Origin of the sequence: Pseudomonas sp. SIMBA_067, assembly GCF_046534675.1 — a bacterium.
GTDB classification, from domain to species: Bacteria; Pseudomonadota; Gammaproteobacteria; order Pseudomonadales; family Pseudomonadaceae; genus Aquipseudomonas; species Aquipseudomonas putida.
In genome coordinates, this window is the sequence record NZ_JAWRYH010000004.1 from 42,023 (window position 1) to 63,757 (window position 21,735).

Below are 21,735 nucleotides of genomic sequence, written 5' to 3' on the forward strand. Positions count from 1 at the left end.
GGCTGGATCTTCGACAACAAGGATAAACATATGAGATCGTTCAAGCGTATTGCACTGCTGTGTGGCGTGGGTGTTCTGCTGTCGCCTGCGGCCTGGGCCGAGAACTGGCAGGTGGCCAAGGACGAGGAGGGGATCAAGGTATCCCTCAGCGAAGTGGCGGGCTCCAAGTACAAGGCTTATCAGGGTGTCACCGTGATCAAGGCGCCGCTGGCCAAGGTGCAGGCGTTGCAGGAAGACGTGGTCGGCGCCTGCGCATGGATTCACGAGTGCAAGTCGCAGAAGCTGCTCAAGCATGAGGGTGACCAGAGCTGGACCTACACCCAGTTCAATACGCCATGGCCGGTGACGCCGCGGGATTCGATTCTGCATGTGACCACTGTCAAGGCAGCGGACGGCAGCCTGGTGCGGAACCTGAAGGAAGAGCCGACCTATCTACCGGAAGAGAAGGGCTTTGTGCGGGTAGCCAAGGTTGAGGGCTTCTGGAAGCTGGTGCCCAAGGGCGACAGCACGGAAGTGACCTACCAGGTGCACACCGAGCCGGGTGGTAGCGTGCCGGCGATGGTGGCCAACAAGTTCGTGGTGGATGCGCCGTTCAATACCCTGAAAGGGCTGCGCGAACGGGCTGAGAAAAACTGAGGTTTAACGCGGGGCTCCCGCAAGGGTCGAGCTGCGGCCATCAGGACCTGGAATAAAAAAGGCTGCCCGAGGGCAGCCTTTTTGCGTTCGGCTAAAAAGCTTACTTGCGGTCTTTCAGTGCAGTGATGTCGCGTTTTTGCTCGCCGGTGTACAGCTGGCGCGGACGGCCGATCTTGTACGGGCTGGAGAGCATTTCTTTCCAGTGCGAGATCCAGCCCACGGTACGTGCCAGGGCGAAGATCACGGTGAACATGCTGGTCGGAATGCCGATTGCCTTGAGGATGATCCCCGAGTAGAAGTCGACGTTCGGGTACAGCGAGCGTTCGATGAAGTACGGATCGGTCAGGGCGATCTCTTCGAGGCGCATGGCCAGTTCCAGCTGCGGGTCGTTCTTTATGCCCAGCTCGCGCAGGACTTCGTCGCAGGTCTGCTTCATCACGGTGGCACGCGGGTCGCGGTTCTTGTACACGCGGTGACCGAAGCCCATCAGCTTGAACGGGTCGTTCTTGTCCTTGGCCTTGGCGATGAACGTGTCGATGTTCGAGACATCGCCGATTTCATCGAGCATGGTCAGGACGGCTTCGTTCGCACCGCCGTGGGCCGGGCCCCACAGTGCGGCGATACCGGCGGCGATACAGGCGAACGGGTTGGCACCCGACGAGCCGGCCAGGCGGACGGTGGAGGTGGAGGCGTTCTGCTCGTGGTCGGCGTGGAGGATGAAGATCCGGTCCATTGCCTTGGCCAGCACCGGGCTGATCGGTTTGATCTCGCACGGGGTGTTGAACATCATGTGCAGGAAGTTTTCCGCGTACGACAGGTCGTTGCGCGGGTACATCATTGGCTGGCCCATGGAGTACTTGTAAACCATCGCGGCCAGGGTCGGCATCTTGGCGACCAAGCGCACCGCGGAAATTTCGCGGTGTTGCGGGTTATTGATGTCCAGGGAGTCGTGATAGAACGCCGACAGGGCGCCGACCACGCCACACATCACCGCCATCGGGTGAGCGTCGCGGCGGAAGCCGTTGAAGAAGGACTTCAGCTGCTCGTGAACCATGGTGTGGTTCTTGACGGTGCTGACGAACTGGGCCTTCTGCTCGGCATTCGGCAGTTCGCCGTTGAGCAGCAGGTAGCAGGTTTCGAGGTAGTCGGATTGCTCGGCGAGTTGCTCGATCGGGTAGCCGCGGTGCAGCAGGATACCTTTGTCGCCGTCAATGTAGGTGATCTTCGACTCGCACGAGGCAGTCGCCATGAAACCAGGGTCGAAGGTGAAGTGACCAGTGGCCCCCAACCCGCGGACGTCGATTACATCAGGACCAACGGTGCCGGTTAAAATGGGCAGCTCGACGGGGGCAGCGCCCTCGATGACCAACTGCGCTTTTTTGTCAGCCATGTGGCCTCCTATTAATGCTTGAAATCATCAGACAGACCCCCCACGCAGGGCCCGCACCACTATAGAGGGATAAATCCAGATGTCAATTTGCCTAAAGGCTTGTTGAAACAGGCATTCAAGCCTGATTTTTCCCGAAATTCTCGCCCATTTACGCCTTTTGTTCGTTAAAGGCAATGCGCTATTTGGGCTACCCCGTCACGTTGTCATAAGCAGCCTAACTGTCTATACTCGGCACCCGACCGCCAGGGGCTTGCAAGCCCGAACTGCTGGGGGTCGCCGTTCCCTGGGTGGTGGGTACCTGACCAGTACACTTACCAACAACTTTGCCCTGATTCGCTAGGGGCTCTTCAGTGTGAAAAAAGCCGTGAAAAGCCAACGACCTGTAAACCTAGACCTAAGGACCATCAAGCTCCCTGTCACTGCGTACACGTCCATCTTGCACCGTATCTCCGGCGTCATCCTGTTCATCGGCCTTGCCATCATGCTTTATGCACTGGGCAAATCGCTGGGTTCCGAGGAAGGCTTCGGTGAGGTGAAGGCGTGTCTGACCAGCCCGCTGGCCAAATTCGTGACCTGGGGTCTGCTGTCTGCCCTGCTTTATCACCTCGTGGCAGGTGTTCGTCACCTGATCATGGACATGGGTATCGGTGAGACGCTGGAAGGCGGCAAGCTGGGCTCGAAAATCGTGATCGTCATCTCCGTGGTGCTGATCGTTCTGGTGGGAGTTTGGGTATGGTAACCAATGTCACGAACCTGTCGCGTTCGGGCCTCTATGACTGGATGGCGCAGCGCGTTTCTGCGGTCGTTCTCGCGGCTTACTTCCTCTTCCTGATCGGCTACGTGATCGCCCACCCAGGCATCGACTACACCCAGTGGCATGGTCTGTTCTCCAACAACGCGATGCGGATCTTCAGTCTGCTGGCCCTCGTTGCCCTGGGCGCTCACGCCTGGGTCGGCATGTGGACCATTGCAACCGACTACCTGACGCCTATGTCGTTCGGCAAGTCGGCAACTGCGATTCGTTTCCTGTTCCAGGCGGTATGCGGCGTTGCGATGTTCGCTTACTTCGTCTGGGGTGTGCAGATTCTCTGGGGTATCTGATCCATGGCTAGCATTCCAACCATTTCCTTCGACGCCATCATCATCGGTGGCGGCGGCGCCGGCATGCGTGCTGCGCTGCAACTGGCTCAAGGCGGCCACAAGACTGCCGTAGTCACCAAGGTCTTCCCGACCCGCTCGCACACTGTATCCGCCCAGGGCGGCATCACCTGCGCCATCGCTTCGGCCGACCCGAACGACGACTGGCGCTGGCACATGTACGATACCGTCAAGGGTTCCGACTACATCGGTGACCAGGACGCTATCGAATACATGTGTCAGGAAGGCCCGGCTGCGGTCTTCGAGCTGGACCACATGGGCCTGCCGTTCTCGCGGACCGAAACCGGCCGCATCTACCAGCGTCCGTTCGGTGGTCAGTCCAAGGACTTCGGTAAAGGTGGCCAGGCCGCCCGTACCTGTGCCGCTTCCGACCGTACCGGTCACGCGCTGCTGCACACCTTGTACCAGGGCAACCTGAAAGCCGGTACCACCTTCCTCAACGAGTACTATGCCGTTGACCTGGTGAAGAACCAGGAAGGCGCCTTTGTCGGTGTGATCGCGATCTGCATCGAAACCGGCGAAACCATGTACATCAAGTCCAAGGCCACCGTTCTGGCGACTGGCGGTGCGGGCCGTATCTACGCCTCCACCACCAACGCCCTGATCAATACCGGCGACGGTATCGGCATGGCCCTGCGTGCCGGTGTACCGGTGCAGGACATCGAGATGTGGCAGTTCCACCCGACCGGCATCGCTGGCGCCGGTGTACTGGTCACCGAGGGTTGCCGCGGTGAAGGTGGTTACCTGATCAACGCCCACGGCGAGCGCTTCATGGAGCGTTACGCGCCGAACGCGAAAGACCTGGCCGGCCGCGACGTGGTTGCCCGTTCCATGGTCAAGGAAATCATCGCCGGCAACGGCGTGGGCCCGAACAAGGACCACGTACTGCTGAAGCTGGACCACCTGGGCGAGGAAGTGCTGCACAGCCGCCTGCCAGGTATCTGCGAACTGTCCAAGACCTTCGCCCACGTCGACCCGGTCGTCGCGCCGGTGCCGGTCGTTCCGACCTGCCACTACATGATGGGCGGCGTTGCCACCAACATTCATGGCCAGGCGATCACCATGGACGAAGAAGGCAAGGATCACATCATCCCTGGCCTGTTCGCCGTAGGTGAAGTGGCGTGCGTATCGGTTCACGGTGCCAACCGCCTGGGCGGCAACTCGCTGCTCGACCTGGTGGTGTTCGGCCGTGCTGCCGGCCTGCACCTGGAGAAGGCGCTGAGCGACGGCATCGAGCATCTCGACGCCAGCGACACCGACATCGAAGTTGCCCTGAACCGCCTGAACAAGCTCAACGAGCGCTCCACTGGCGAAGACGTTGCCAGCCTCAAGCGCGAGCTGCAGAGCTGCATGCAGAACTACTTCGGTGTATTCCGTACCGGCGAGTACATGCTCAAGGGTATCGAGCAACTGGCCGGCCTGCGTGACCGCATCGCCAACGTCAAGATCAACGACAAGTCCCAGGCCTTCAACACCGCGCGTATCGAAGCGCTGGAGCTGCAGAACCTGTTGGAAGTCGCCGAAGCTACCGCCATCGCGGCCGAAGCCCGTAAAGAGTCCCGCGGCGCTCACGCCCGTGAAGACTTCGAAGACCGTGACGACGAAAACTGGCTGTGCCACACCCTGTACTACCCGGGTGAGAAGCGCGTTGCCAAGCGCGGCGTCAACTTTGCGCCGAAGACCGTTCCGGCCTTCGAGCCAAAAATCCGGACTTACTAAGGGTGGCTGCTATGTTGAAAGTCGAAGTTTATCGTTACAACCCCGACACCGACTCGGCGCCCAAGATGGAGTCGTTCGACGTCGATACCGGCGGCAAGGACCTGATGGTTCTGGATGTATTGGCGCTGATCAAGGAAAAGGACGAGGGTTTCTCGTACCGTCGCTCCTGCCGTGAAGGCGTGTGCGGTTCCGATGGCATGAACATGAACGGCAAGAACGGCCTGGCCTGCATCACCCCGCTGTCGGGCGTGGTCAAGGGCAACAAGCTGGTTCTGCGCCCGCTGCCGGGTCTGCCGGTCATTCGTGACCTGGTCGTCGACATGAGCATCTTCTACAAGCAGTACGAGAAGGTGAAACCATTCCTGCAGAACGACACGCCGGCCCCGGCCATCGAGCGTCTGCAGTCGCCTGAAGAGCGTGACAAGCTGGACGGTCTGTACGAGTGCATCCTGTGCGCTTGCTGCTCGACTTCCTGCCCGTCGTTCTGGTGGAACCCGGACAAGTTCCTGGGCCCCGCCGCACTGCTGCAGGCCTACCGCTTCCTGGCCGACAGCCGTGACACCAAGACTCAGGAGCGCCTGGCGTCCCTGGATGACCCGTTCAGCGTATTCCGCTGCCGCGGGATCATGAACTGCGTAAACGTTTGCCCGAAAGGTCTGAACCCGACCAAGGCAATCGGTCACGTACGTAACATGCTGCTGCAAAGCGGCACCTGATACAACGTGTTGTACCTGCAGTATGCCGAGGTGCGGGTGTGAGCCCGCACTGAGGTAAAACCCGAACAAGGGCCCACAAAGCCCGCGTTCATACCTATGAAGATATGAGACCAGCAGGGGCTTTCCGGGCTGGTACCCGGAAAATCAGCAGGATCCAAGTGGCGTGGTTCAGTCGCTTTATTCGGACTTTTCCAGGTTTGCTGTGGCTCTTGTCGATCAGTCCCCTAATCGAGGGTGACCAAGCATGCAAGAAAGCGTGATGCAGCGCATGTGGGATAGCGCCCACCTTTCAGGTGGTAACGCTGCATATGTGGAAGAGCTCTACGAACTCTACCTGCACGACCCTAACGCTGTGCCAGAAGAGTGGCGCACTTACTTCCAGAAGTTGCCAGCCGACGGCAGCACCGCTACTGATGTATCGCACTCGACAATCCGCGACCATTTCGTACTGCTGGCAAAGAACCAGCGCCGCGCCCAACCGGTGTCCGCCGGGAGCGTGAGCAGTGAACACGAGAAGAAGCAGGTTGAAGTTCTGCGACTGATCCAGGCCTATCGTATGCGCGGCCATCAGGCTGCCAAGCTTGACCCGTTGGGGTTGTGGCAGCGTCCAGCGCCCGTAGACCTGTCGATCAATCACTACGGCTTGACCAATGCCGATCTTGATACGACCTTCCGTGCCGGCGACCTGTTCATCGGCAAAGAGGAGGCGAGCCTACGCGACATCTTCGATGCACTCCAGAAGACATATTGTCGCACCATTGGCGCCGAATTCACCCACATCGTCGATTCCGAGCAGCGCAGCTGGTTCCAGCAGCGTCTGGAAAGCGTGCGCGGTCGTCCGGAGTTTTCCGCTGACGTGCAGGCTCACCTGCTCGAGCGCGTGACCGCCGGTGAGGGCCTGGAAAAGTACCTGGGCACCAAGTACCCGGGCACCAAGCGTTTCGGCCTTGAAGGCGGCGAGAGCCTGATTCCGATGCTGGATGAAATGATCCAGCGTTCCGGCTCTTACGGCGCCAAGGAGGTCGTGATCGGCATGGCCCACCGTGGCCGCCTGAACGTGCTGGTGAACACCTTCGGCAAGAACCCGCGCGAGCTGTTCGACGAGTTCGAAGGCAAGAAGATGAACGAGCTGGGCTCCGGTGACGTGAAGTATCACCAGGGCTTCTCCTCGAACGTGATGACCCCGGGTGGCGAAGTGCACCTGGCCATGGCGTTCAACCCGTCCCACCTGGAAATCGTTTCGCCGGTGGTCGAGGGTTCGGTGCGCGCCCGTCAGGACCGCCGCAACGACACCGTTGGCGACAAGGTGGTGCCGATCTCGATCCACGGCGACGCAGCATTCGCCGGCCAGGGCGTGGTCATGGAAACCTTCCAGATGTCGCAGACCCGCGGTTTCAAGACCGGCGGTACCGTGCACATCGTGATCAATAACCAGGTTGGTTTCACCATCAGCAACCCGCTGGACGCGCGCTCCACCGAGTACGCCACCGACGTTGCCAAGATGATCCAGGCGCCGATCCTGCACGTGAACGGCGATGACCCGGAAGCAGTGCTGTTCGTCACCCAGCTGGCCATCGACTACCGCATGCAGTTCAAGCGTGACGTGGTCATCGACCTGGTCTGCTACCGTCGCCGTGGCCACAATGAGGCTGACGAGCCTAACGGCACCCAGCCGCTGATGTACCAGCAAATCAGCAAGCAGCGCACTACCCGTGAGCTGTATGCCGAGCAGCTGATCCAGGCCGGTCGCATCGACGCCGAGCGCGCTCAGGCCAAGATCGACGAGTACCGCAACGCGCTGGACAATGGCCTGCACGTGGTGAAGAGCCTGGTCAAGGAGCCGAACCGCGAGCTGTTCGTCGACTGGCGTCCGTACCTGGGCCATGCCTGGACCGCGCGTCACGACACCCGCTTCGACCTCAAGACCCTGCAGGATCTGTCGGCCAAGCTGCTTGAGCTGCCGGAAGGTTTCGTGGTCCAGCGTCAGGTGTCGAAGATCTACGAAGACCGTCAGAAGATGCAGGCCGGTGGCTTGCCGATCAACTGGGGTTATGCAGAGACCATGGCTTACGCCACCCTGCAGTTCGAAGGTCACCCGATCCGCATGACCGGCCAGGACATCGGCCGTGGCACCTTCTCGCACCGTCACGCGGTGCTGCACAACCAGAAGGACGCCAGCACCTACATTCCGTTGCAGAACCTGTTCCCAGGCCAGCCACGTTTCGATCTGTACGATTCGTTCCTGTCCGAGGAGGCGGTACTGGCCTTCGAATACGGCTACTCCACCACCATGCCGAACGCGCTGGTGATCTGGGAAGCCCAGTTCGGCGACTTCGCCAACGGTGCGCAAGTGGTGATCGACCAGTTCATCACCAGCGGTGAGCACAAGTGGGGCCGCCTGTGCGGTCTGACCATGCTGCTGCCACACGGTTACGAAGGGCAGGGCCCGGAGCACTCCTCCGCGCGTCTGGAGCGTTACCTGCAGCTGTGCGCCGAGCACAACATCCAGGTCTGCGTACCGACCACTCCGGCACAGATCTACCACCTGCTGCGTCGCCAGGTCATCCGCCCGCTGCGCAAGCCGCTGGTAGTCCTGACGCCGAAGTCGCTGCTGCGCCACAAGCTGGCCATCTCGACCTTGGAAGAACTGGCAGAAGGCTCGTTCCAGACCGTGATCCCGGAAATCGACGCAATCGATCCGGCCAAGGTCGAGCGCCTGGTGCTGTGCAGCGGCAAGGTTTACTACGACCTGCTGGAAAAACGCCGTGCCGAAGGCCGCGAAGACATCGCCATCCTGCGTCTCGAGCAGCTGTACCCGTTCCCGGAAGACGACCTGGTCGAAATCCTGGCGCAATACAGCAACCTCAAGCACGCCGTATGGTGCCAGGAAGAGCCGATGAACCAGGGCGCCTGGTACAGCAGCCAGCACCACATGCGCCGTATCCTGGGCCGCCACAACAAGGCACTGGTCCTGGAATACGCCGGTCGCGACGCGTCTGCCGCACCAGCCTGTGGTTACGCTTCGAAGCACGCCGAACAGCAGGAAAAACTGCTGCAAGACGCCTTCACTGTCTAACGCCTTCGCGCACCTGAAACCGAATTTAAGGAAACACAGATAATGGCTATCGAGATCAAAGCCCCAACCTTCCCGGAATCGGTTGCCGATGGCACCGTTGCCACCTGGCACAAGAAGCCGGGCGACGCCGTCAAGCGTGACGAGCTGATCGTCGACATCGAGACCGACAAGGTTGTCCTGGAAGTACTGGCTACCGCCGATGGCGTGCTGGGCGACATCGTCAAGGGCGAGGGCGACACCGTCCTGTCCGACGAACTGCTGGGCTCGATCGTTGAAGGCGGTGCTGCCGCGGCTCCTGCCGCCGCAGCCGCTCCTGCTGCTGCTCCGGCTGCCGCTGCTGTCGCTGCTGGCGAAGATGACCCGGTTGCTGCCCCGGCCGCCCGCAAGCTGGCTGAAGAAAACGGCATTGACCTGGCTGCCGTTGCCGGTACCGGTAAAGGCGGTCGCGTCACCAAGGAAGACGTGGTTGCTGCTGTTGCCAACAAGAAGTCGGCACCTGCCGCTGCCCCGGCTGCCAAGCCTGCCGCTGCTGCTGCCCCGGTTGTCGTCGCTGCTGGCGACCGCACCGAGAAGCGCGTGCCGATGACCCGCCTGCGTGCCAAGATCGCCGAGCGTCTGGTCGAAGCCCAGTCCAACATGGCGATGCTGACCACCTTCAACGAAGTGGACATGACCGAAGTCATGGCCCTGCGTTCGAAGTACAAGGACCTGTTCGAGAAGACCCACAATGGCGTGCGCCTGGGCTTCATGTCGTTCTTCGTCAAGGCCGCTACCGAAGCCCTGAAACGCTTCCCGGCGGTCAACGCCTCGATCGACGGCAACGACATCGTCTACCACGGCTTCGCCGACGTCGGCGTTGCCGTGTCCAGCGACCGTGGCCTGGTGGTACCGGTACTGCGTAACGCCGAATCGATGAGCCTGGCTGAAATCGAGAACGGCATCGCCACCTTCGGCAAGAAGGCCCGTGACGGCAAACTGTCCATCGAAGAGATGACCGGTGGCACCTTCACCATCACCAACGGTGGTACCTTCGGTTCGATGATGTCGACCCCGATCGTCAACCCGCCGCAGGCCGCCATTCTCGGCATGCACAACATCATCCAGCGCCCGATGGCCATCAATGGCCAGGTCGTGATTCGCCCGATGATGTACCTGGCGCTGTCGTACGATCACCGCCTGATCGACGGCAAGGAAGCGGTAACCTTCCTGGTCACTATCAAGAACCTGCTGGAAGATCCGTCCCGCCTGCTGCTGGACATCTAACCCTCTGGCTGCGTACCGTGCCGGCCCTGGCTTCGCGAGAAGCCATGCCGCGCGGTTCGCGGCTTGTAGCTAGTTGCTGATAAGGAATCTTTTATGACCCAGAAATTCGACGTAGTGGTGATTGGTGCAGGTCCTGGCGGCTATGTTGCTGCTATCAAGGCTGCCCAACTTGGTCTGAAGACTGCCTGTATCGAGAAATACACTGACGCCGAGGGCAAGCTGGCCCTGGGCGGTACCTGCCTGAACGTAGGTTGCATTCCTTCCAAGGCGCTGCTGGACAGCTCCTGGAAGTACAAGGAAGCCAAAGAGAGCTTCAACGTCCACGGTATCTCCACTGGCGAAGTGAAGATGGACGTTGCTGCGATGGTTGGCCGCAAGGCTGGCATCGTCAAGAACCTGACCGGTGGCGTTGCCACCCTGTTCAAGGCCAACGGCGTTACTTCGATCCAGGGCCACGGCAAGCTGCTGGCTGGCAAGAAAGTCGAAGTCACCAAGGCTGACGGCACCACCGAAGTCATCGAAGCCGACAACGTGATCCTGGCTTCCGGCTCGCGCCCGATCGACATTCCGCCGGCTCCGGTCGACCAGAACGTCATCGTCGACTCCACCGGCGCCCTGGAATTCCAGAGCGTACCGAAGCGCCTGGGCGTTATCGGTGCTGGCGTGATCGGCCTGGAACTGGGTTCGGTATGGGCTCGCCTGGGTGCTGAAGTTACCGTCCTGGAAGCCCTGGACACCTTCCTGATGGCTGCCGACACTGCCGTGTCGAAAGAAGCCCAGAAGACCCTGACCAAGCAAGGCCTGGACATCAAGCTGGGCGCTCGCGTCACTGGCTCGAAAGTCAACGGCAACGAAGTTGAAGTGACCTACACCAACGCCGAAGGCGAGCAGAAGATCACCTTCGACAAGCTGATCGTTGCGGTCGGCCGTCGCCCTGTAACCACCGACCTGCTGGCTTCGGACAGCGGCGTGACCATCGACGAGCGTGGCTACATCTTCGTCGACGATCACTGCGCCACCAGCGTTCCGGGCGTGTTCGCCATCGGTGACGTGGTACGCGGCATGATGCTGGCCCACAAGGCCTCGGAAGAGGGCATCATGGTTGTCGAGCGCATCAAGGGCCACAAGGCCCAGATGAACTACGACCTGATCCCGTCGGTTATCTACACCCACCCTGAAATTGCATGGGTCGGCAAGACCGAACAGTCCTTGAAGGCCGAGGGTGTTGAGGTTAACGTAGGCACCTTCCCGTTCGCGGCCAGCGGCCGTGCGATGGCAGCCAACGACACCGGTGGTTTCGTCAAGGTCATCGCCGATGCCAAGACCGACCGCGTTCTGGGTGTACACGTGATTGGCCCATCGGCTGCCGAACTGGTGCAGCAGGGTGCAATCGCAATGGAATTCGGCACCAGTGCCGAGGATCTGGGCATGATGGTCTTCAGCCATCCAACCCTGTCCGAAGCGTTGCATGAAGCAGCGCTGGCGGTGAATGGCGGCGCCATTCACGTGGCCAACCGTAAGAAGCGTTAATTATAAGAAACCACGGCGGGCAGCCCGTCGTGAGTCTTGCGTGCATGACTCACCGCGGAACGTCCGCCGGACCGGATCACACGGGAAAACCCGGGGTCAACGGTCACAGGTGGTGCGGCGCCAGTAATGGCGCAGCGCCGAAGCGCAGTACCTAACGAAGACGGTAAAAAGCATGAATCTTCACGAGTATCAGGGTAAGCAGCTGTTCGCTGAATACGGCCTGCCAGTTTCCAAGGGTTTCGCAGTCGATACCCCTGAAGCTGCAGCAGAAGCTTGCGACAAGATCGGCGGTTCCGAGTGGGTTGTAAAAGCCCAGGTTCACGCAGGTGGTCGCGGTAAAGCGGGCGGCGTCAAGCTGGTTCGCAGCAAGGAAGACGCCAAGGCGTTCGCTGCGCAATGGTTGGGCAAGCGCCTGGTAACCTACCAGACCGACGCCAACGGTCAGCCAGTGACCAAGATCCTGGTCGAATCCTGCACTGACATCGCCAAAGAGCTGTACCTGGGCGCTGTAGTCGATCGCTCGAGCCGCCGTATCGTGTTCATGGCCTCCACCGAAGGTGGCGTGGACATCGAGAAAGTCGCTCACGAAACTCCTGAGAAGATCATCAAGGCTACTATCGATCCACTGGTCGGCGCTCAGCCGTTCCAGGGTCGTGAACTGGCATTCCAGCTGGGTCTGGAAGGCAAGCAAGTTGCACAGTTCGCCAAGATTTTCGTAGGCCTGGCCAAGCTGTTCAAAGAACACGACCTGGCCCTGCTGGAAGTCAACCCGCTGGTCATCAAGGCCGACGGCGACCTGCACTGCCTGGATGCGAAGATCAACATCGACGCAAACGCCATGTACCGTCAGCCTAAGCTGAAAACCTTCCACGACCCGTCGCAGGACGATCCTCGTGAAGCCCACGCTGCCAGCTTCGAGCTGAACTACGTGGCCCTGGAAGGCAACATCGGCTGCATGGTCAACGGTGCCGGCCTGGCCATGGGTACCATGGACATCGTCAACCTGCATGGCGGCAAGCCAGCCAACTTCCTCGACGTTGGCGGTGGTGCTACCAAAGAGCGCGTTACCGAAGCCTTCAAGATCATTCTGTCCGACAGCAATGTCGCGGCCGTCCTGGTCAACATCTTCGGCGGCATCGTTCGCTGCGACATGATTGCCGAAGGCATCATCGGTGCAGTGAAAGAAGTCGGCGTCAAAGTTCCGGTTGTGGTTCGCCTCGAAGGCAACAACGCCGAACTGGGCGCTAAAGTACTGGCAGAAAGCGGTTTGAACATCATTGCGGCAACCAGCCTGACCGACGCTGCTCAACAAGTTGTCAAAGCTGCGGAGGGCAAGTAATGAGCGTCCTGATCAATAAAGACACCAAAGTCATCTGCCAGGGCTTCACCGGCTCGCAGGGTACTTTCCACTCCGAACAAGCCATCGCCTACGGCACCAAGATGGTCGGCGGCGTAACCCCAGGCAAGGGTGGCACCACCCACCTGGGCCTGCCGGTGTTCAACACCGTCAAGGAAGCCGTGGAAGCTACCGGCGCTGACGCTTCGGTCATCTACGTACCGGCTCCGTTCTGCAAAGACTCGATCCTGGAAGCTGCCTTCGGCGGCATCAAGCTGATCGTCTGCATCACCGAAGGCATTCCTACCCTGGACATGCTGGATGCCAAGGTCAAGTGCGACGAGCTGGGCGTTACCCTGATCGGCCCTAACTGCCCAGGTGTCATCACCCCGGGCGAGTGCAAGATCGGCATCATGCCAGGCCACATCCACCTGCCAGGCAAGGTCGGTATCGTTTCGCGTTCCGGCACCCTGACTTACGAAGCTGTGAAGCAGACCACCGACGCCGGCTTCGGCCAGTCGACCTGCGTCGGCATCGGCGGTGACCCGATCCCGGGTTCCAACTTCATCGACATCCTGAAGCTGTTCCAGGAAGACCCGAAGACCGAAGCGATCGTCATGATCGGTGAGATCGGCGGTTCGGCTGAAGAAGAAGCCGCGGCCTACATCAAGGCCCACGTGACCAAGCCAGTCGTTTCCTACATCGCCGGTGTTACTGCACCTGCGGGCAAGCGCATGGGCCACGCTGGCGCCATCATTTCCGGCGGCAAAGGCACTGCGGACGAGAAGTTCGCCGCCCTGCAGGACGCTGGTGTGAAGACCGTGCGTTCCCTGGCTGACATCGGCAAGGCCCTGGCCGAGCTGACTGGCTGGGAAGCCAAGAAGTAATACTGCTACACCCCCCACGCGCACAGAGGCCACCTTCGGGTGGCCTTTGTCGTTGTTGCGCCGGATATTTTATCGACATGGAACATTCGATAGTTTTTATCAGGTTTTTCCACCAGACATTCACGCTAATTGGCAATAAATTATCGCTTGGCACAGATATCCAGACGACAAACATGTACGCACATCGGACAAGCAGCACTGTAACAGTGCGTTTGCCGGGTAAAACGGTTAATCTACGCGCCACTCTGTGCCCGCTCCCCAAAAGGGAACGACACGCTAAACGGGTCTGGCCTATCAAGCCGGGCAGCATTTCCCTCACCCCTGGGGAAATCCCTTCTCGAATCCCGATTTCAGCAGTGTGGTACTACCTTAAATGAAAGTTCTCAAAGGCCAGGATATCCTGGCGCTTGGCTTTATGACGTTTGCGCTTTTCGTTGGCGCGGGCAATATCATCTTCCCGCCTATCGTCGGTCTGCAGTCCGGCCCGCACGTCTGGATGGCAGCACTAGGCTTCCTGGTGACCGCCGTGGGTCTGCCGGTCATCACCGTGGTCGCCCTGGCCAAGGTCGGTGGCGGCATGGATGCCCTTAGCAGCCCGATCGGCAAATTCTTCGGCGGCCTGCTGGCGGCTGTGTGCTACCTGTCGGTCGGCCCGCTGTTCGCCACCCCGCGTACGGCGACCGTGTCGTTCGAAGTAGGTGTTGCACCGCTGACCGGTGAAAGCCCGTTGGCGCTGTTCATCTACAGCCTGGTGTACTTCGCCGTGGTGCTGGCCGTGTCCATGTACCCGGGCAAGCTGCTCGACACCGTCGGCCGCTTCCTGGCCCCGTTGAAGATCATCGCCTTGGCCGTGCTGGGCATCGCTGCCTTCGCGCTGCCGGCCGGCACCATTGGTGAAGCACAGCCGGCCTATGCCGCCGCCGCGTTCTCCAAGGGCTTCTCCGATGGCTACCTGACCATGGATACCCTGGGTGCCCTGGTGTTCGGTATCGTCATCGTCAACGCCATCCGCTCGCGCGGTGTCACGTCGCCGAAGCTGATCACCCGCTACGCCATCATCGCCGGCCTGATCGCCGGTGTCGGCCTGGCCCTGGTGTACATCAGCCTGTTCCGTCTGGGTGCCGGCAGCCACGATATCGCGGCTGACGCTACCAACGGTGCGGCGGTACTGCATGCCTACGTGCAGCACACCTTCGGCTCGCTGGGCAGCGGCTTCCTCGCCGTACTCATCGCCCTGGCTTGCCTGGTGACTGCGGTTGGCCTGACCTGCGCCTGTGCCGAGTACTTCAGCCAGATCTTGCCGCTGTCGTACCGTGCGCTGGTAGTGATCCTGGCAGGCTCCTCGCTGCTGATCTCCAACCTGGGCCTGACCAAGCTGATCATGTTCTCGATCCCGGTACTCACCGCCATCTACCCACCCTGCATCGTGGTGGTGGGCCTGAGCTTCGTGAAAGACCTGTGGAACTCGCCGACCCGCATCCTGGCGCCGGTGATGCTGGTGTCGCTGTTGTTCGGCATGGTCGACGCAATCAAGGGCAGCAGCATCGCCCACGTGCTGCCGGACTTCATGGCGCACTTGCCGCTGAGCGACCAAGGCCTTGCCTGGCTGGTGCCTTCGGTGGTGACTCTGGTTGGCGCCGTGGCCTGCGACCGCATGCTTGGCAAGCCGCGCGAGGCGCTGGCCTGACCTGAAAAGTTGAAGCCTGAGGGCGGCACCGGCCACAAGCCGGAGGGTGCTCGCCAAGGGTCTAGACGCGAAAGCCCCGCATCCGAAAGGAAGCGGGGCTTTTTTTGGGCAACCCCTTTGCCTTGCGCTCCTACAGCTGATTGCGCCAGCCATGCACATTTCACAGTGCAGCTGTGTCTTTTGCCGCTTGCCAGCGTCGAAACCTGATCCCTATCCTCTAGGCATCTGGCCCTTTCGGGAACCCTGCATGAACTTCATCCAAAGCAACCTCAACAACCTGCTGGCTATCGCCTGGTTTGCCCTGTGCTGGGGTGGCTATACCCGCTATGCCATCTGGAAGGGCCGCGACACCGCGTGCCTTGCCAGCGTGTTGCACCTGTACCGTGAGGACTGGATGCGCCGCATGCTGCTGCGCGACAACCGTATCGCCGATGCCAGCGTGATCGGCAACCTCGAACGCAACGCGTCGTTCTTTGCCTCCAGCACGCTGATCATCCTCGCCGGCATCCTTACCGTGCTGGGTGCCTCCGACCGGGCGCTGTCGCTGTTGGCCGACTTGCCGCTGGTGCAGCAGACCTCCCAGGGCATGTCGGAGATCAAGCTGCTGTGCCTGGCCACGGTCTTCGTCTACGCGTTTTTCACGTTCAGCTGGTGCATGCGCCAATACAACTTTGCAGCGGTGCTGGTGGGTTCGGCGCCCATGATCGGGGAGCGGCTGGTCAACGAACTGGAGCGCAAGGCATTCGCCTCGCGGGCGGCGCGGGTATTGTCGCTTGCCGCCAACCAGTTCAACCTGGGCCTGCGTTCGTATTACTTTGGCATGGCCATGTTGAGCTGGTTCATCAGCCCGTGGTTGTTCATGGCCATGAGCGTCGGGGTAGTGTTGATTCTCTACCGTCGCGAGTTCCATTCGGATGTGCTGGATGTGATGGTGTTCACGCCCACGGAAAGTGTGCCGGGTGAACCGGCCCGGGAAAGTACGGCCACGGGTAACTGAAACGTTTAATCCGTAAATTGCAGGTACAAAAAAACCCGACAGTGTCGGGTTTTTTTGTTTTAGCCAATTACTGCTTGGCAGGTTCTGCCGGAGCAGTTTCTGGCGCAGGGGTAGCTGGCGCGGCTTCCGGAGCCGGAGTAGCCGGAGCGGCTTCTTCGGCAGCCTTCTGCTCGGCTTCAGCCTGATCTTTGGCGGCTTCAGCGTTTTCCTTGGCGGCTTCGTTCATTTTATCCTGAGCTTCGCCCGCTTTCTCCTGGGCTTGCTCGGCGTGTTGCTGTGCGTCCTGGGCTTTGTCTTCGCTCGCTTTATCGCAAGCGGCCAGGCCCATGGCAGCGGCCAGCATCAGAGCAAAAGCAAAAGGTTTACGCATGGGTGTGTTTCTCCTTGGTGGAATAAGTGACTTGTTCCTTCGAGTGCAACTACGCGGAATAAGTTCCGCGAAGACTACAGATATATAACGCACCGTTCTATATAGACTTTTTAACATTTTTATGCCGCTGCGGCAGTGCGCGTGGAAACAGCGAATGAGCGATTCAACCTTGATGGCCATGGCCGAGCGTTTTCTCTCGGCCCTTAGACATTGCCAGTTGCTGAACATGCGTGTGGCCCAGGCCGATGGCAATGGCATGACCCTGGTATTGCCCTGGTCGCCGGCCATTGTCGGCAACCCGCAAACGGGCGCGGTACATGGAGGGGCGCTGACCACGCTGATGGATACCACCTGCGGCATGGCCACCCTGTGCGTGCTGCCGCGCTTCGAGGTGTGCCCGACACTGGATCTGCGCATCGACTACATGCACCCGGCCGAAGCCGGCAAGGCCATCTACGGCCACGCCCAGTGCTACCGGGTTACCCGCGACGTGATCTTCACCCGTGGCACCGCCTACCAGGACGACCCCGACCAGCCGATCTGCCAAGTGGTGGGGACCTTCATGCGCCTGGGCCAGGAGATCAAGGGCGGTATCCGGTTCGGCAATAACCTGAAGGAGGGCGGCGCATGATTCCGTACGCGGTTCGCCAGCAACTCAACGCCGCCCACGCGGTCGGTGATTACCGGCCATTGCTGGCACTGATTCCCTACGCAGGGCTGATTGGCATCGAATGCGAGCGCCAGGGCGATGACCTTCTGTTCCGCCTCCCAGCCAACCCCGACAACATCGGCAACCCGTTGCTGCCCGCCATCCATGGTGGCGTGATTGCGGGTTTCATGGAGCTGTCCGCCGCGCTGTACCTGCTGATCTACAGCGAAAGCGCGAGTATCCCGAAGGTGATCGATTTTTCCATCGACTACCTGCGCGCCGGGCACTTTCGCGATACCTACGCCCAATGCCAGCTGTGGCGCCAGGGCCGCCGGGTGACCAATGTGGCTATTACTGCCTGGCAGGGCGACAGGCAGGCGCCAATTGCCACCGCCCGTGCGCATTTCAAGATCGAGCCGGAAAAGCCCTTGAAATCATCCGGGCAGCCCCCATCTGAATGACATCCGCCATTAACGCAGGCCGAACTGGCCGCCAGGCGCCACTGCAATCAGATCGGAGTTTCGAAGACCATGACTGTGGAAACACAAAAGGAAACGCTGGGCTTCCAGACCGAGGTGAAGCAACTGCTGCACCTCATGATTCATTCGCTGTACTCGAACAAGGAAATCTTCCTGCGGGAGCTGATTTCCAACGCCTCCGACGCCGTGGACAAACTGCGTTTCGAAGCCCTGGCCAAGCCAGAGCTGCTTGAAGGTGGCGATGAGCTGAAAATTCGCCTGAGCTTCGACAAGGATGCCGGTACCGTTACCCTTGAGGACAACGGCATCGGCATGAGCCGCGAAGACGTCATCGCTCACCTTGGCACCATCGCCAAGTCCGGCACCGCCGACTTCATGAAGAACCTCACCGGTGACCAGAAGAAGGACTCGCACCTGATCGGTCAGTTCGGCGTGGGCTTCTACTCCGCGTTCATCGTGGCCGACAAGGTCGACGTGTACAGCCGTCGCGCCGGTCAGCCTGCTGCCGAAGGCGTGCACTGGTCGTCGAAAGGCGAGGGCGAATTTGAAGTCGCCACCATCGACAAGCCACAGCGCGGTACCCGCATCGTCCTGCACCTGAAGCAGGAAGAGAAAGAGTTCGCCGATGGCTGGCGCCTGCGCAACGTGGTCAAGAAGTACTCCGACCACATCGCCCTGCCTATCCAGCTGCCGAAGGAGCAGGTTGCCGCTGAAGGCGAAGAGCAGCCAGCCGAAGAGTGGGAAACCGTCAACCGTGCCAGCGCCCTGTGGACCCGTCCGCGTACCGAGATCAAGGACGAGGAATACCAGGAGTTCTACAAGCACATCGGCCATGACTTCGAAAACCCGCTGGCTTGGAGCCACAACAAGGTCGAAGGCAAGCTCGAATACAACTCGCTGCTGTATGTGCCGGCTCGCGCACCGTTCGACCTGTACCAGCGCGAAGCACCGCGCGGCCTTAAGCTTTACGTGCAGCGCGTGTTCATCATGGACCAGGCCGAGTCGTTCCTGCCGCTGTACCTGCGCTTCATCAAAGGTGTGGTCGACTCCAACGACCTGTCGCTGAACGTTTCTCGCGAGATCCTGCAGAAAGACCCGATCATCGATTCGATGAAGACCGCGCTGACCAAGCGCGTGCTGGACATGCTGGATAAACTGGCGAAGAACGAGCCTGAACAATACAAGGGCTTCTGGAAAAACTTCGGCCAGGTGCTGAAGGAAGGCCCGGCCGAAGACTTCGCCAACAAAGAGAAGATTGCCGGCCTGCTGCGCTTCGCCTCCACCCACGACGACAGCGGCGAGCAGAGCGTTGCCTTGGCGGATTACCTAGCCCGCGCCAAAGAAGGCCAGGACAAGATCTACTTCCTCACCGGCGAGTCGTACGCGCAGGTCAAGAACAGCCCGCACCTGGAAGTCTTCCGCAAGAAAGGCATCGAAGTGCTGCTGCTGACCGACCGCATCGACGAGTGGCTGATGAGCTACCTCAACGAGTTCGACGGCAAGGCCTTCGTCGACGTCGCCCGCGGCGACCTCGACCTGGGCAAGCTGGACTCCGAAGAAGACAAGAAGGCCCAGGAAGAAGTCGCCAAGGACAAGGAAGGCCTGGTCGAGCGTCTGAAAGGGGCGCTGGGTGACAGCGTCGCTGAAGTGCGTGTGTCCCACCGCCTGACCGACTCGCCGGCGATCCTCGCCATCGGCGAGCAGGACCTGGGCCTGCAGATGCGCCAGATCCTCGAGGCCAGCGGGCAGAAGGTGCCGGAGTCCAAGCCGATCTTCGAATTCAACCCGACCCACCCGCTGATCGAGAAGCTCGACAACGAGCAAAGCGAAGACCGCTTCGCCGAGCTGTCGCACATCCTGTTCGATCAGGCGGCGCTGGCGGCCGGTGATAGCCTGAAGGACCCGGCGGCTTACGTTCGTCGCCTGAACAAGCTGCTGGTCGAGCTGTCTGCTTGAGTTGATGCAAAGGAAAGCCCGCTTCGGCGGGCTTTTCTCATGGTGAAGCCTTAAGGAGTGCTTGATGAGCAAGGTAATCGTCGAATCGCTGGTTTATCACCTGTCTGGCAAGACCTATGAAAGCCGCCTTGTATACGAGCCCGGCGCGCTGGGGCGCCCGGGGCTTGTCATGGCGCCGAACTGGATGGGTATTGGCGAAGGTGCCGAGCGCATTGCCAAGGAAGTGGCCGAGAAGGGATACGTGGTGCTGATTGCCGACCTGTATGGGCAATCGGTGCGGCCGTCCAATGCCGACGAGGCGGGGGCGGCGATGATGCCGTTGAAGAACGACCGCAGCGAGCTGCGCAAGCGCATGAAGGGGGCGCTGGAGCAGCTGCTGGCGCAGTCCAAGGCACTGCTGGAGCCTGGCAAGGTGGCAACCTTCGGCTTCTGCTTTGGCGGTTGCTGCGCCCTGGAGCTGGCACGTACTGGCGCCGACCTGAAGGCTGCGGTGTCGTTCCATGGCACGCTGGATACCCCGAACCCGGAAGATGCCAAGCACATCAAGGGTTCGGTGCTGGTGTTGCACGGCGCGTCGGACCCACTGGTGCCGAAGGAGCAGTTGCCGGCGTTCGAGGACGAGATGAACGCGGCCAAGGTTGACTGGCAGTTGCTGAGCTATGGCGGGGCGGTGCACTCGTTTACCGACCCGAATGCCAATGTACCGGGCAAGATGCAGTATGACCGCCGCACCTCGGAACGGGCTTTCCGTGCGATGCACAACCTGCTGACAGAAGTGTTCCAGCGCTGATATAGCAGGGGGCGCCTTGCGCCCCATCGCCGGCAAGCCAGCTCCCACTGGTACAGCGTACGCCGCTCTTTGTGGGAGCTGGCTTGCCGGCTATGGGCTGCACAGCAGCCCCGAAATTACCGGGGCAACTCGATCCTTGAAGTTTCCCCCGGTACCACCGGCCAATCCCCCGCAGCCCACCGTGCCCTGGCTTGCTCGATCAGTTCCGGGTCGCTTGCCACGAAATTCCAGTTCATTCGCCGCGGCCCATCCAGTGGCTCCCCGCCAATCAGTACCAACTGGCACTCTGCGTCCGCATACAGCGTCACGTCCTCGCCCTCCGGCAGCACCACCAGGCTGCAAGGCTCCACATCCTCATCGCCCAGCAGCAACTCGCCATCCAGCAGGTAAAGCGCCCGCTGCTCGTGTTCAGCCGGTATCAGCAGCGTCGTCGCCGGTTGCATCTGTACGTGCGCATAAAGGGTGGGGGAGAGCACCGGCACCGGTGACTCCAGGCAGAACCCGGTGCCAGCAATCATGCAGATGCGTACCCCCAGGTGGTCACTCACCGGCAGGCTCGCCGCCGGGTGGTGGCTGTAGCTCGCCGGGCCTTGTTCGTGCGCGCGCGGCGAAGCCAGCCACACTTGCAAGCCGTGCAGGCGCGAACCATGGGCCAGGGCATCTGCCGGCGTACGCTCGACATGGGCCACGCCGCTGCCAGCCGTCATCCAGCTGACATCGCCGGGGAGCACCCGCTGCTCTGAGCCGAGGCTGTCCTTGTGCAGGATCGCCCCCTCGAACAGGTAGGTCAGGGTTGAAAGGCCGATGTGCGGGTGCTGGCGGATGTCCATGCCATGCCCCGGGGCATAGTCGGTTTCGAGCATATGGTCGAAGAACACGAACGGGCCGACGCTACGGCACTGTGCTGCCGGCAGCGGGCGCAGGATCGGCTGGCCCTCGACCGATTCGGCACGTGGGCGGATGATCAGGGGGCTGCTCATGCGGTGGGCTCCAGGCGCGGTGGAAATGCCTCAAGCATAGCGGTTTGCCTGGTGCGGCTGAACCGTATCGTTTGCCGGCCGGTCTACTGTTTCCATACCCGTAGAAGGAAGCTGCC

The 21,735-nt window shown here is 60.7% G+C and carries 19 protein-coding genes; 16 read left to right on the top strand and 3 right to left on the bottom strand.

Translation table 11 applies throughout. The features are described from left to right. Positions 1 to 30: 30 nt before the first annotated feature. On the top strand, positions 31 to 636 hold the full coding sequence (locus SB765_RS10745) for an START domain-containing protein (RefSeq protein WP_341798913.1): 606 nt from the start codon (positions 31 to 33) through the stop codon (positions 634 to 636). Positions 637 to 736: 100 nt separating this feature from the next. Here SB765_RS10745 and gltA read toward each other — a convergent pair whose 3' ends face one another. Further along, complete coding sequence (gene gltA / locus SB765_RS10750) at positions 737 to 2,026, bottom strand: citrate synthase (RefSeq protein ID WP_016488282.1); 1,290 nt, start codon at positions 2,024 to 2,026, stop codon at positions 737 to 739. A gap of 352 nt (positions 2,027 to 2,378) precedes the next feature. Between gltA and sdhC the strand changes: the two genes are divergently transcribed. The 11 genes from sdhC to SB765_RS10805 all read left to right on the top strand — a co-directional run bounded on the left by sdhC (position 2,379) and on the right by SB765_RS10805 (position 16,395). Next, a complete protein-coding gene (sdhC, locus tag SB765_RS10755; RefSeq protein WP_008091902.1) occupies positions 2,379 to 2,765 on the top strand; it encodes a succinate dehydrogenase, cytochrome b556 subunit in 387 nt (128 codons plus the stop codon). Further along, entirely contained in the window at positions 2,759 to 3,127 is a 369-nt protein-coding gene (gene sdhD / locus SB765_RS10760; RefSeq protein ID WP_016498691.1) for a succinate dehydrogenase, hydrophobic membrane anchor protein, read from the top strand. Before sdhC ends, sdhD begins: the two co-directional genes overlap by 7 nt. Positions 3,128 to 3,130: 3 nt before the next feature. Then, complete coding sequence (gene sdhA / locus SB765_RS10765) at positions 3,131 to 4,903, top strand: succinate dehydrogenase flavoprotein subunit (RefSeq protein WP_016488281.1); 1,773 nt, start codon at positions 3,131 to 3,133, stop codon at positions 4,901 to 4,903. Positions 4,904 to 4,914: 11 nt separating this feature from the next. Further along, entirely contained in the window at positions 4,915 to 5,619 is a 705-nt protein-coding gene (locus tag SB765_RS10770; protein ID WP_008091906.1) for a succinate dehydrogenase iron-sulfur subunit, read from the top strand. 244 nt (positions 5,620 to 5,863) lie between these two features. Next, complete coding sequence (locus SB765_RS10775; protein WP_341796338.1) at positions 5,864 to 8,695, top strand: 2-oxoglutarate dehydrogenase E1 component; 2,832 nt, start codon at positions 5,864 to 5,866, stop codon at positions 8,693 to 8,695. A gap of 42 nt (positions 8,696 to 8,737) precedes the next feature. Beyond that, positions 8,738 to 9,958 carry a 2-oxoglutarate dehydrogenase complex dihydrolipoyllysine-residue succinyltransferase gene (gene odhB, locus SB765_RS10780; RefSeq protein ID WP_341796337.1) on the top strand — a complete coding sequence of 407 codons (1,221 nt, stop codon included), beginning with the start codon at positions 8,738 to 8,740 and terminating at the stop codon, positions 9,956 to 9,958. Positions 9,959 to 10,051: 93 nt separating this feature from the next. Continuing rightward, positions 10,052 to 11,488 (top strand): dihydrolipoyl dehydrogenase, encoded by a 1,437-nt coding sequence (gene lpdA, locus SB765_RS10785; RefSeq protein ID WP_341796336.1) that lies wholly within the window; start codon positions 10,052 to 10,054, stop codon positions 11,486 to 11,488. A gap of 172 nt (positions 11,489 to 11,660) precedes the next feature. Then, positions 11,661 to 12,827, top strand: a complete 1,167-nt coding sequence (sucC, locus tag SB765_RS10790; RefSeq protein WP_008091914.1) for an ADP-forming succinate--CoA ligase subunit beta — start codon at positions 11,661 to 11,663, stop codon at positions 12,825 to 12,827. Further along, a complete protein-coding gene (gene sucD, locus SB765_RS10795) occupies positions 12,827 to 13,711 on the top strand; it encodes a succinate--CoA ligase subunit alpha (protein WP_003254203.1) in 885 nt (294 codons plus the stop codon). Before sucC ends, sucD begins: the two co-directional genes overlap by 1 nt. A 373-nt stretch (positions 13,712 to 14,084) precedes the next feature. Then, positions 14,085 to 15,398 carry a branched-chain amino acid transport system II carrier protein gene (brnQ, locus tag SB765_RS10800; RefSeq protein ID WP_016498696.1) on the top strand — a complete coding sequence of 438 codons (1,314 nt, stop codon included), beginning with the start codon at positions 14,085 to 14,087 and terminating at the stop codon, positions 15,396 to 15,398. Positions 15,399 to 15,645: 247 nt separating this feature from the next. Then, positions 15,646 to 16,395, top strand: a complete 750-nt coding sequence (locus SB765_RS10805; protein WP_063424499.1) for a DUF599 domain-containing protein — start codon at positions 15,646 to 15,648, stop codon at positions 16,393 to 16,395. Between the two features lie 67 nt (positions 16,396 to 16,462). Here the strand turns inward: SB765_RS10805 and SB765_RS10810 are convergent, their stop codons facing one another. Then, positions 16,463 to 16,765, bottom strand: a complete 303-nt coding sequence (locus SB765_RS10810) for a hypothetical protein (protein ID WP_016498698.1) — start codon at positions 16,763 to 16,765, stop codon at positions 16,463 to 16,465. Positions 16,766 to 16,919: 154 nt separating this feature from the next. Between SB765_RS10810 and SB765_RS10815 the strand changes: the two genes are divergently transcribed. From SB765_RS10815 to SB765_RS10830, 4 genes are all read left to right on the top strand, one after another. Beyond that, complete coding sequence (locus SB765_RS10815; protein WP_410931305.1) at positions 16,920 to 17,396, top strand: PaaI family thioesterase; 477 nt, start codon at positions 16,920 to 16,922, stop codon at positions 17,394 to 17,396. After that, positions 17,393 to 17,875: a PaaI family thioesterase gene (locus tag SB765_RS10820; protein ID WP_016498700.1), complete on the top strand. Its 483-nt coding sequence runs from the start codon at positions 17,393 to 17,395 to the stop codon at positions 17,873 to 17,875. The genes SB765_RS10815 and SB765_RS10820 overlap by 4 nt, the downstream gene beginning before the upstream one ends. A 69-nt stretch (positions 17,876 to 17,944) precedes the next feature. After that, positions 17,945 to 19,849: a molecular chaperone HtpG gene (gene htpG / locus SB765_RS10825; RefSeq protein WP_341796334.1), complete on the top strand. Its 1,905-nt coding sequence runs from the start codon at positions 17,945 to 17,947 to the stop codon at positions 19,847 to 19,849. A gap of 64 nt (positions 19,850 to 19,913) precedes the next feature. After that, positions 19,914 to 20,639: a dienelactone hydrolase family protein gene (locus SB765_RS10830; RefSeq protein ID WP_341796333.1), complete on the top strand. Its 726-nt coding sequence runs from the start codon at positions 19,914 to 19,916 to the stop codon at positions 20,637 to 20,639. A gap of 116 nt (positions 20,640 to 20,755) precedes the next feature. On the opposite strand, the gene SB765_RS10835 is transcribed toward SB765_RS10830, so the two are convergent. Further along, positions 20,756 to 21,619 carry a pirin family protein gene (locus SB765_RS10835; protein ID WP_174371959.1) on the bottom strand — a complete coding sequence of 288 codons (864 nt, stop codon included), beginning with the start codon at positions 21,617 to 21,619 and terminating at the stop codon, positions 20,756 to 20,758. Between the last annotated feature and the right edge of the window lie 116 nt (positions 21,620 to 21,735).

Coding starts and splice junctions, on each gene's coding strand:
- SB765_RS10835 (WP_174371959.1), bottom strand. CDS start 21,619: ATGAGCAGCCCCCTGATCATCCGCCCACGTGCCGAATCGGTCGAGGGC.
- sdhA (WP_016488281.1), top strand. CDS start 3,131: ATGGCTAGCATTCCAACCATTTCCTTCGACGCCATCATCATCGGTGGC.
- lpdA (WP_341796336.1), top strand. CDS start 10,052: ATGACCCAGAAATTCGACGTAGTGGTGATTGGTGCAGGTCCTGGCGGC.
- sucD (WP_003254203.1), top strand. CDS start 12,827: ATGAGCGTCCTGATCAATAAAGACACCAAAGTCATCTGCCAGGGCTTC.
- SB765_RS10745 (WP_341798913.1), top strand. CDS start 31: ATGAGATCGTTCAAGCGTATTGCACTGCTGTGTGGCGTGGGTGTTCTG.
- sucC (WP_008091914.1), top strand. CDS start 11,661: ATGAATCTTCACGAGTATCAGGGTAAGCAGCTGTTCGCTGAATACGGC.
- odhB (WP_341796337.1), top strand. CDS start 8,738: ATGGCTATCGAGATCAAAGCCCCAACCTTCCCGGAATCGGTTGCCGAT.
- brnQ (WP_016498696.1), top strand. CDS start 14,085: ATGAAAGTTCTCAAAGGCCAGGATATCCTGGCGCTTGGCTTTATGACG.
- SB765_RS10770 (WP_008091906.1), top strand. CDS start 4,915: ATGTTGAAAGTCGAAGTTTATCGTTACAACCCCGACACCGACTCGGCG.
- htpG (WP_341796334.1), top strand. CDS start 17,945: ATGACTGTGGAAACACAAAAGGAAACGCTGGGCTTCCAGACCGAGGTG.
- SB765_RS10805 (WP_063424499.1), top strand. CDS start 15,646: ATGAACTTCATCCAAAGCAACCTCAACAACCTGCTGGCTATCGCCTGG.
- SB765_RS10820 (WP_016498700.1), top strand. CDS start 17,393: ATGATTCCGTACGCGGTTCGCCAGCAACTCAACGCCGCCCACGCGGTC.
- gltA (WP_016488282.1), bottom strand. CDS start 2,026: ATGGCTGACAAAAAAGCGCAGTTGGTCATCGAGGGCGCTGCCCCCGTC.
- SB765_RS10775 (WP_341796338.1), top strand. CDS start 5,864: ATGCAAGAAAGCGTGATGCAGCGCATGTGGGATAGCGCCCACCTTTCA.
- SB765_RS10815 (WP_410931305.1), top strand. CDS start 16,920: ATGAGCGATTCAACCTTGATGGCCATGGCCGAGCGTTTTCTCTCGGCC.
- SB765_RS10830 (WP_341796333.1), top strand. CDS start 19,914: ATGAGCAAGGTAATCGTCGAATCGCTGGTTTATCACCTGTCTGGCAAG.
- sdhD (WP_016498691.1), top strand. CDS start 2,759: ATGGTAACCAATGTCACGAACCTGTCGCGTTCGGGCCTCTATGACTGG.
- SB765_RS10810 (WP_016498698.1), bottom strand. CDS start 16,765: ATGCGTAAACCTTTTGCTTTTGCTCTGATGCTGGCCGCTGCCATGGGC.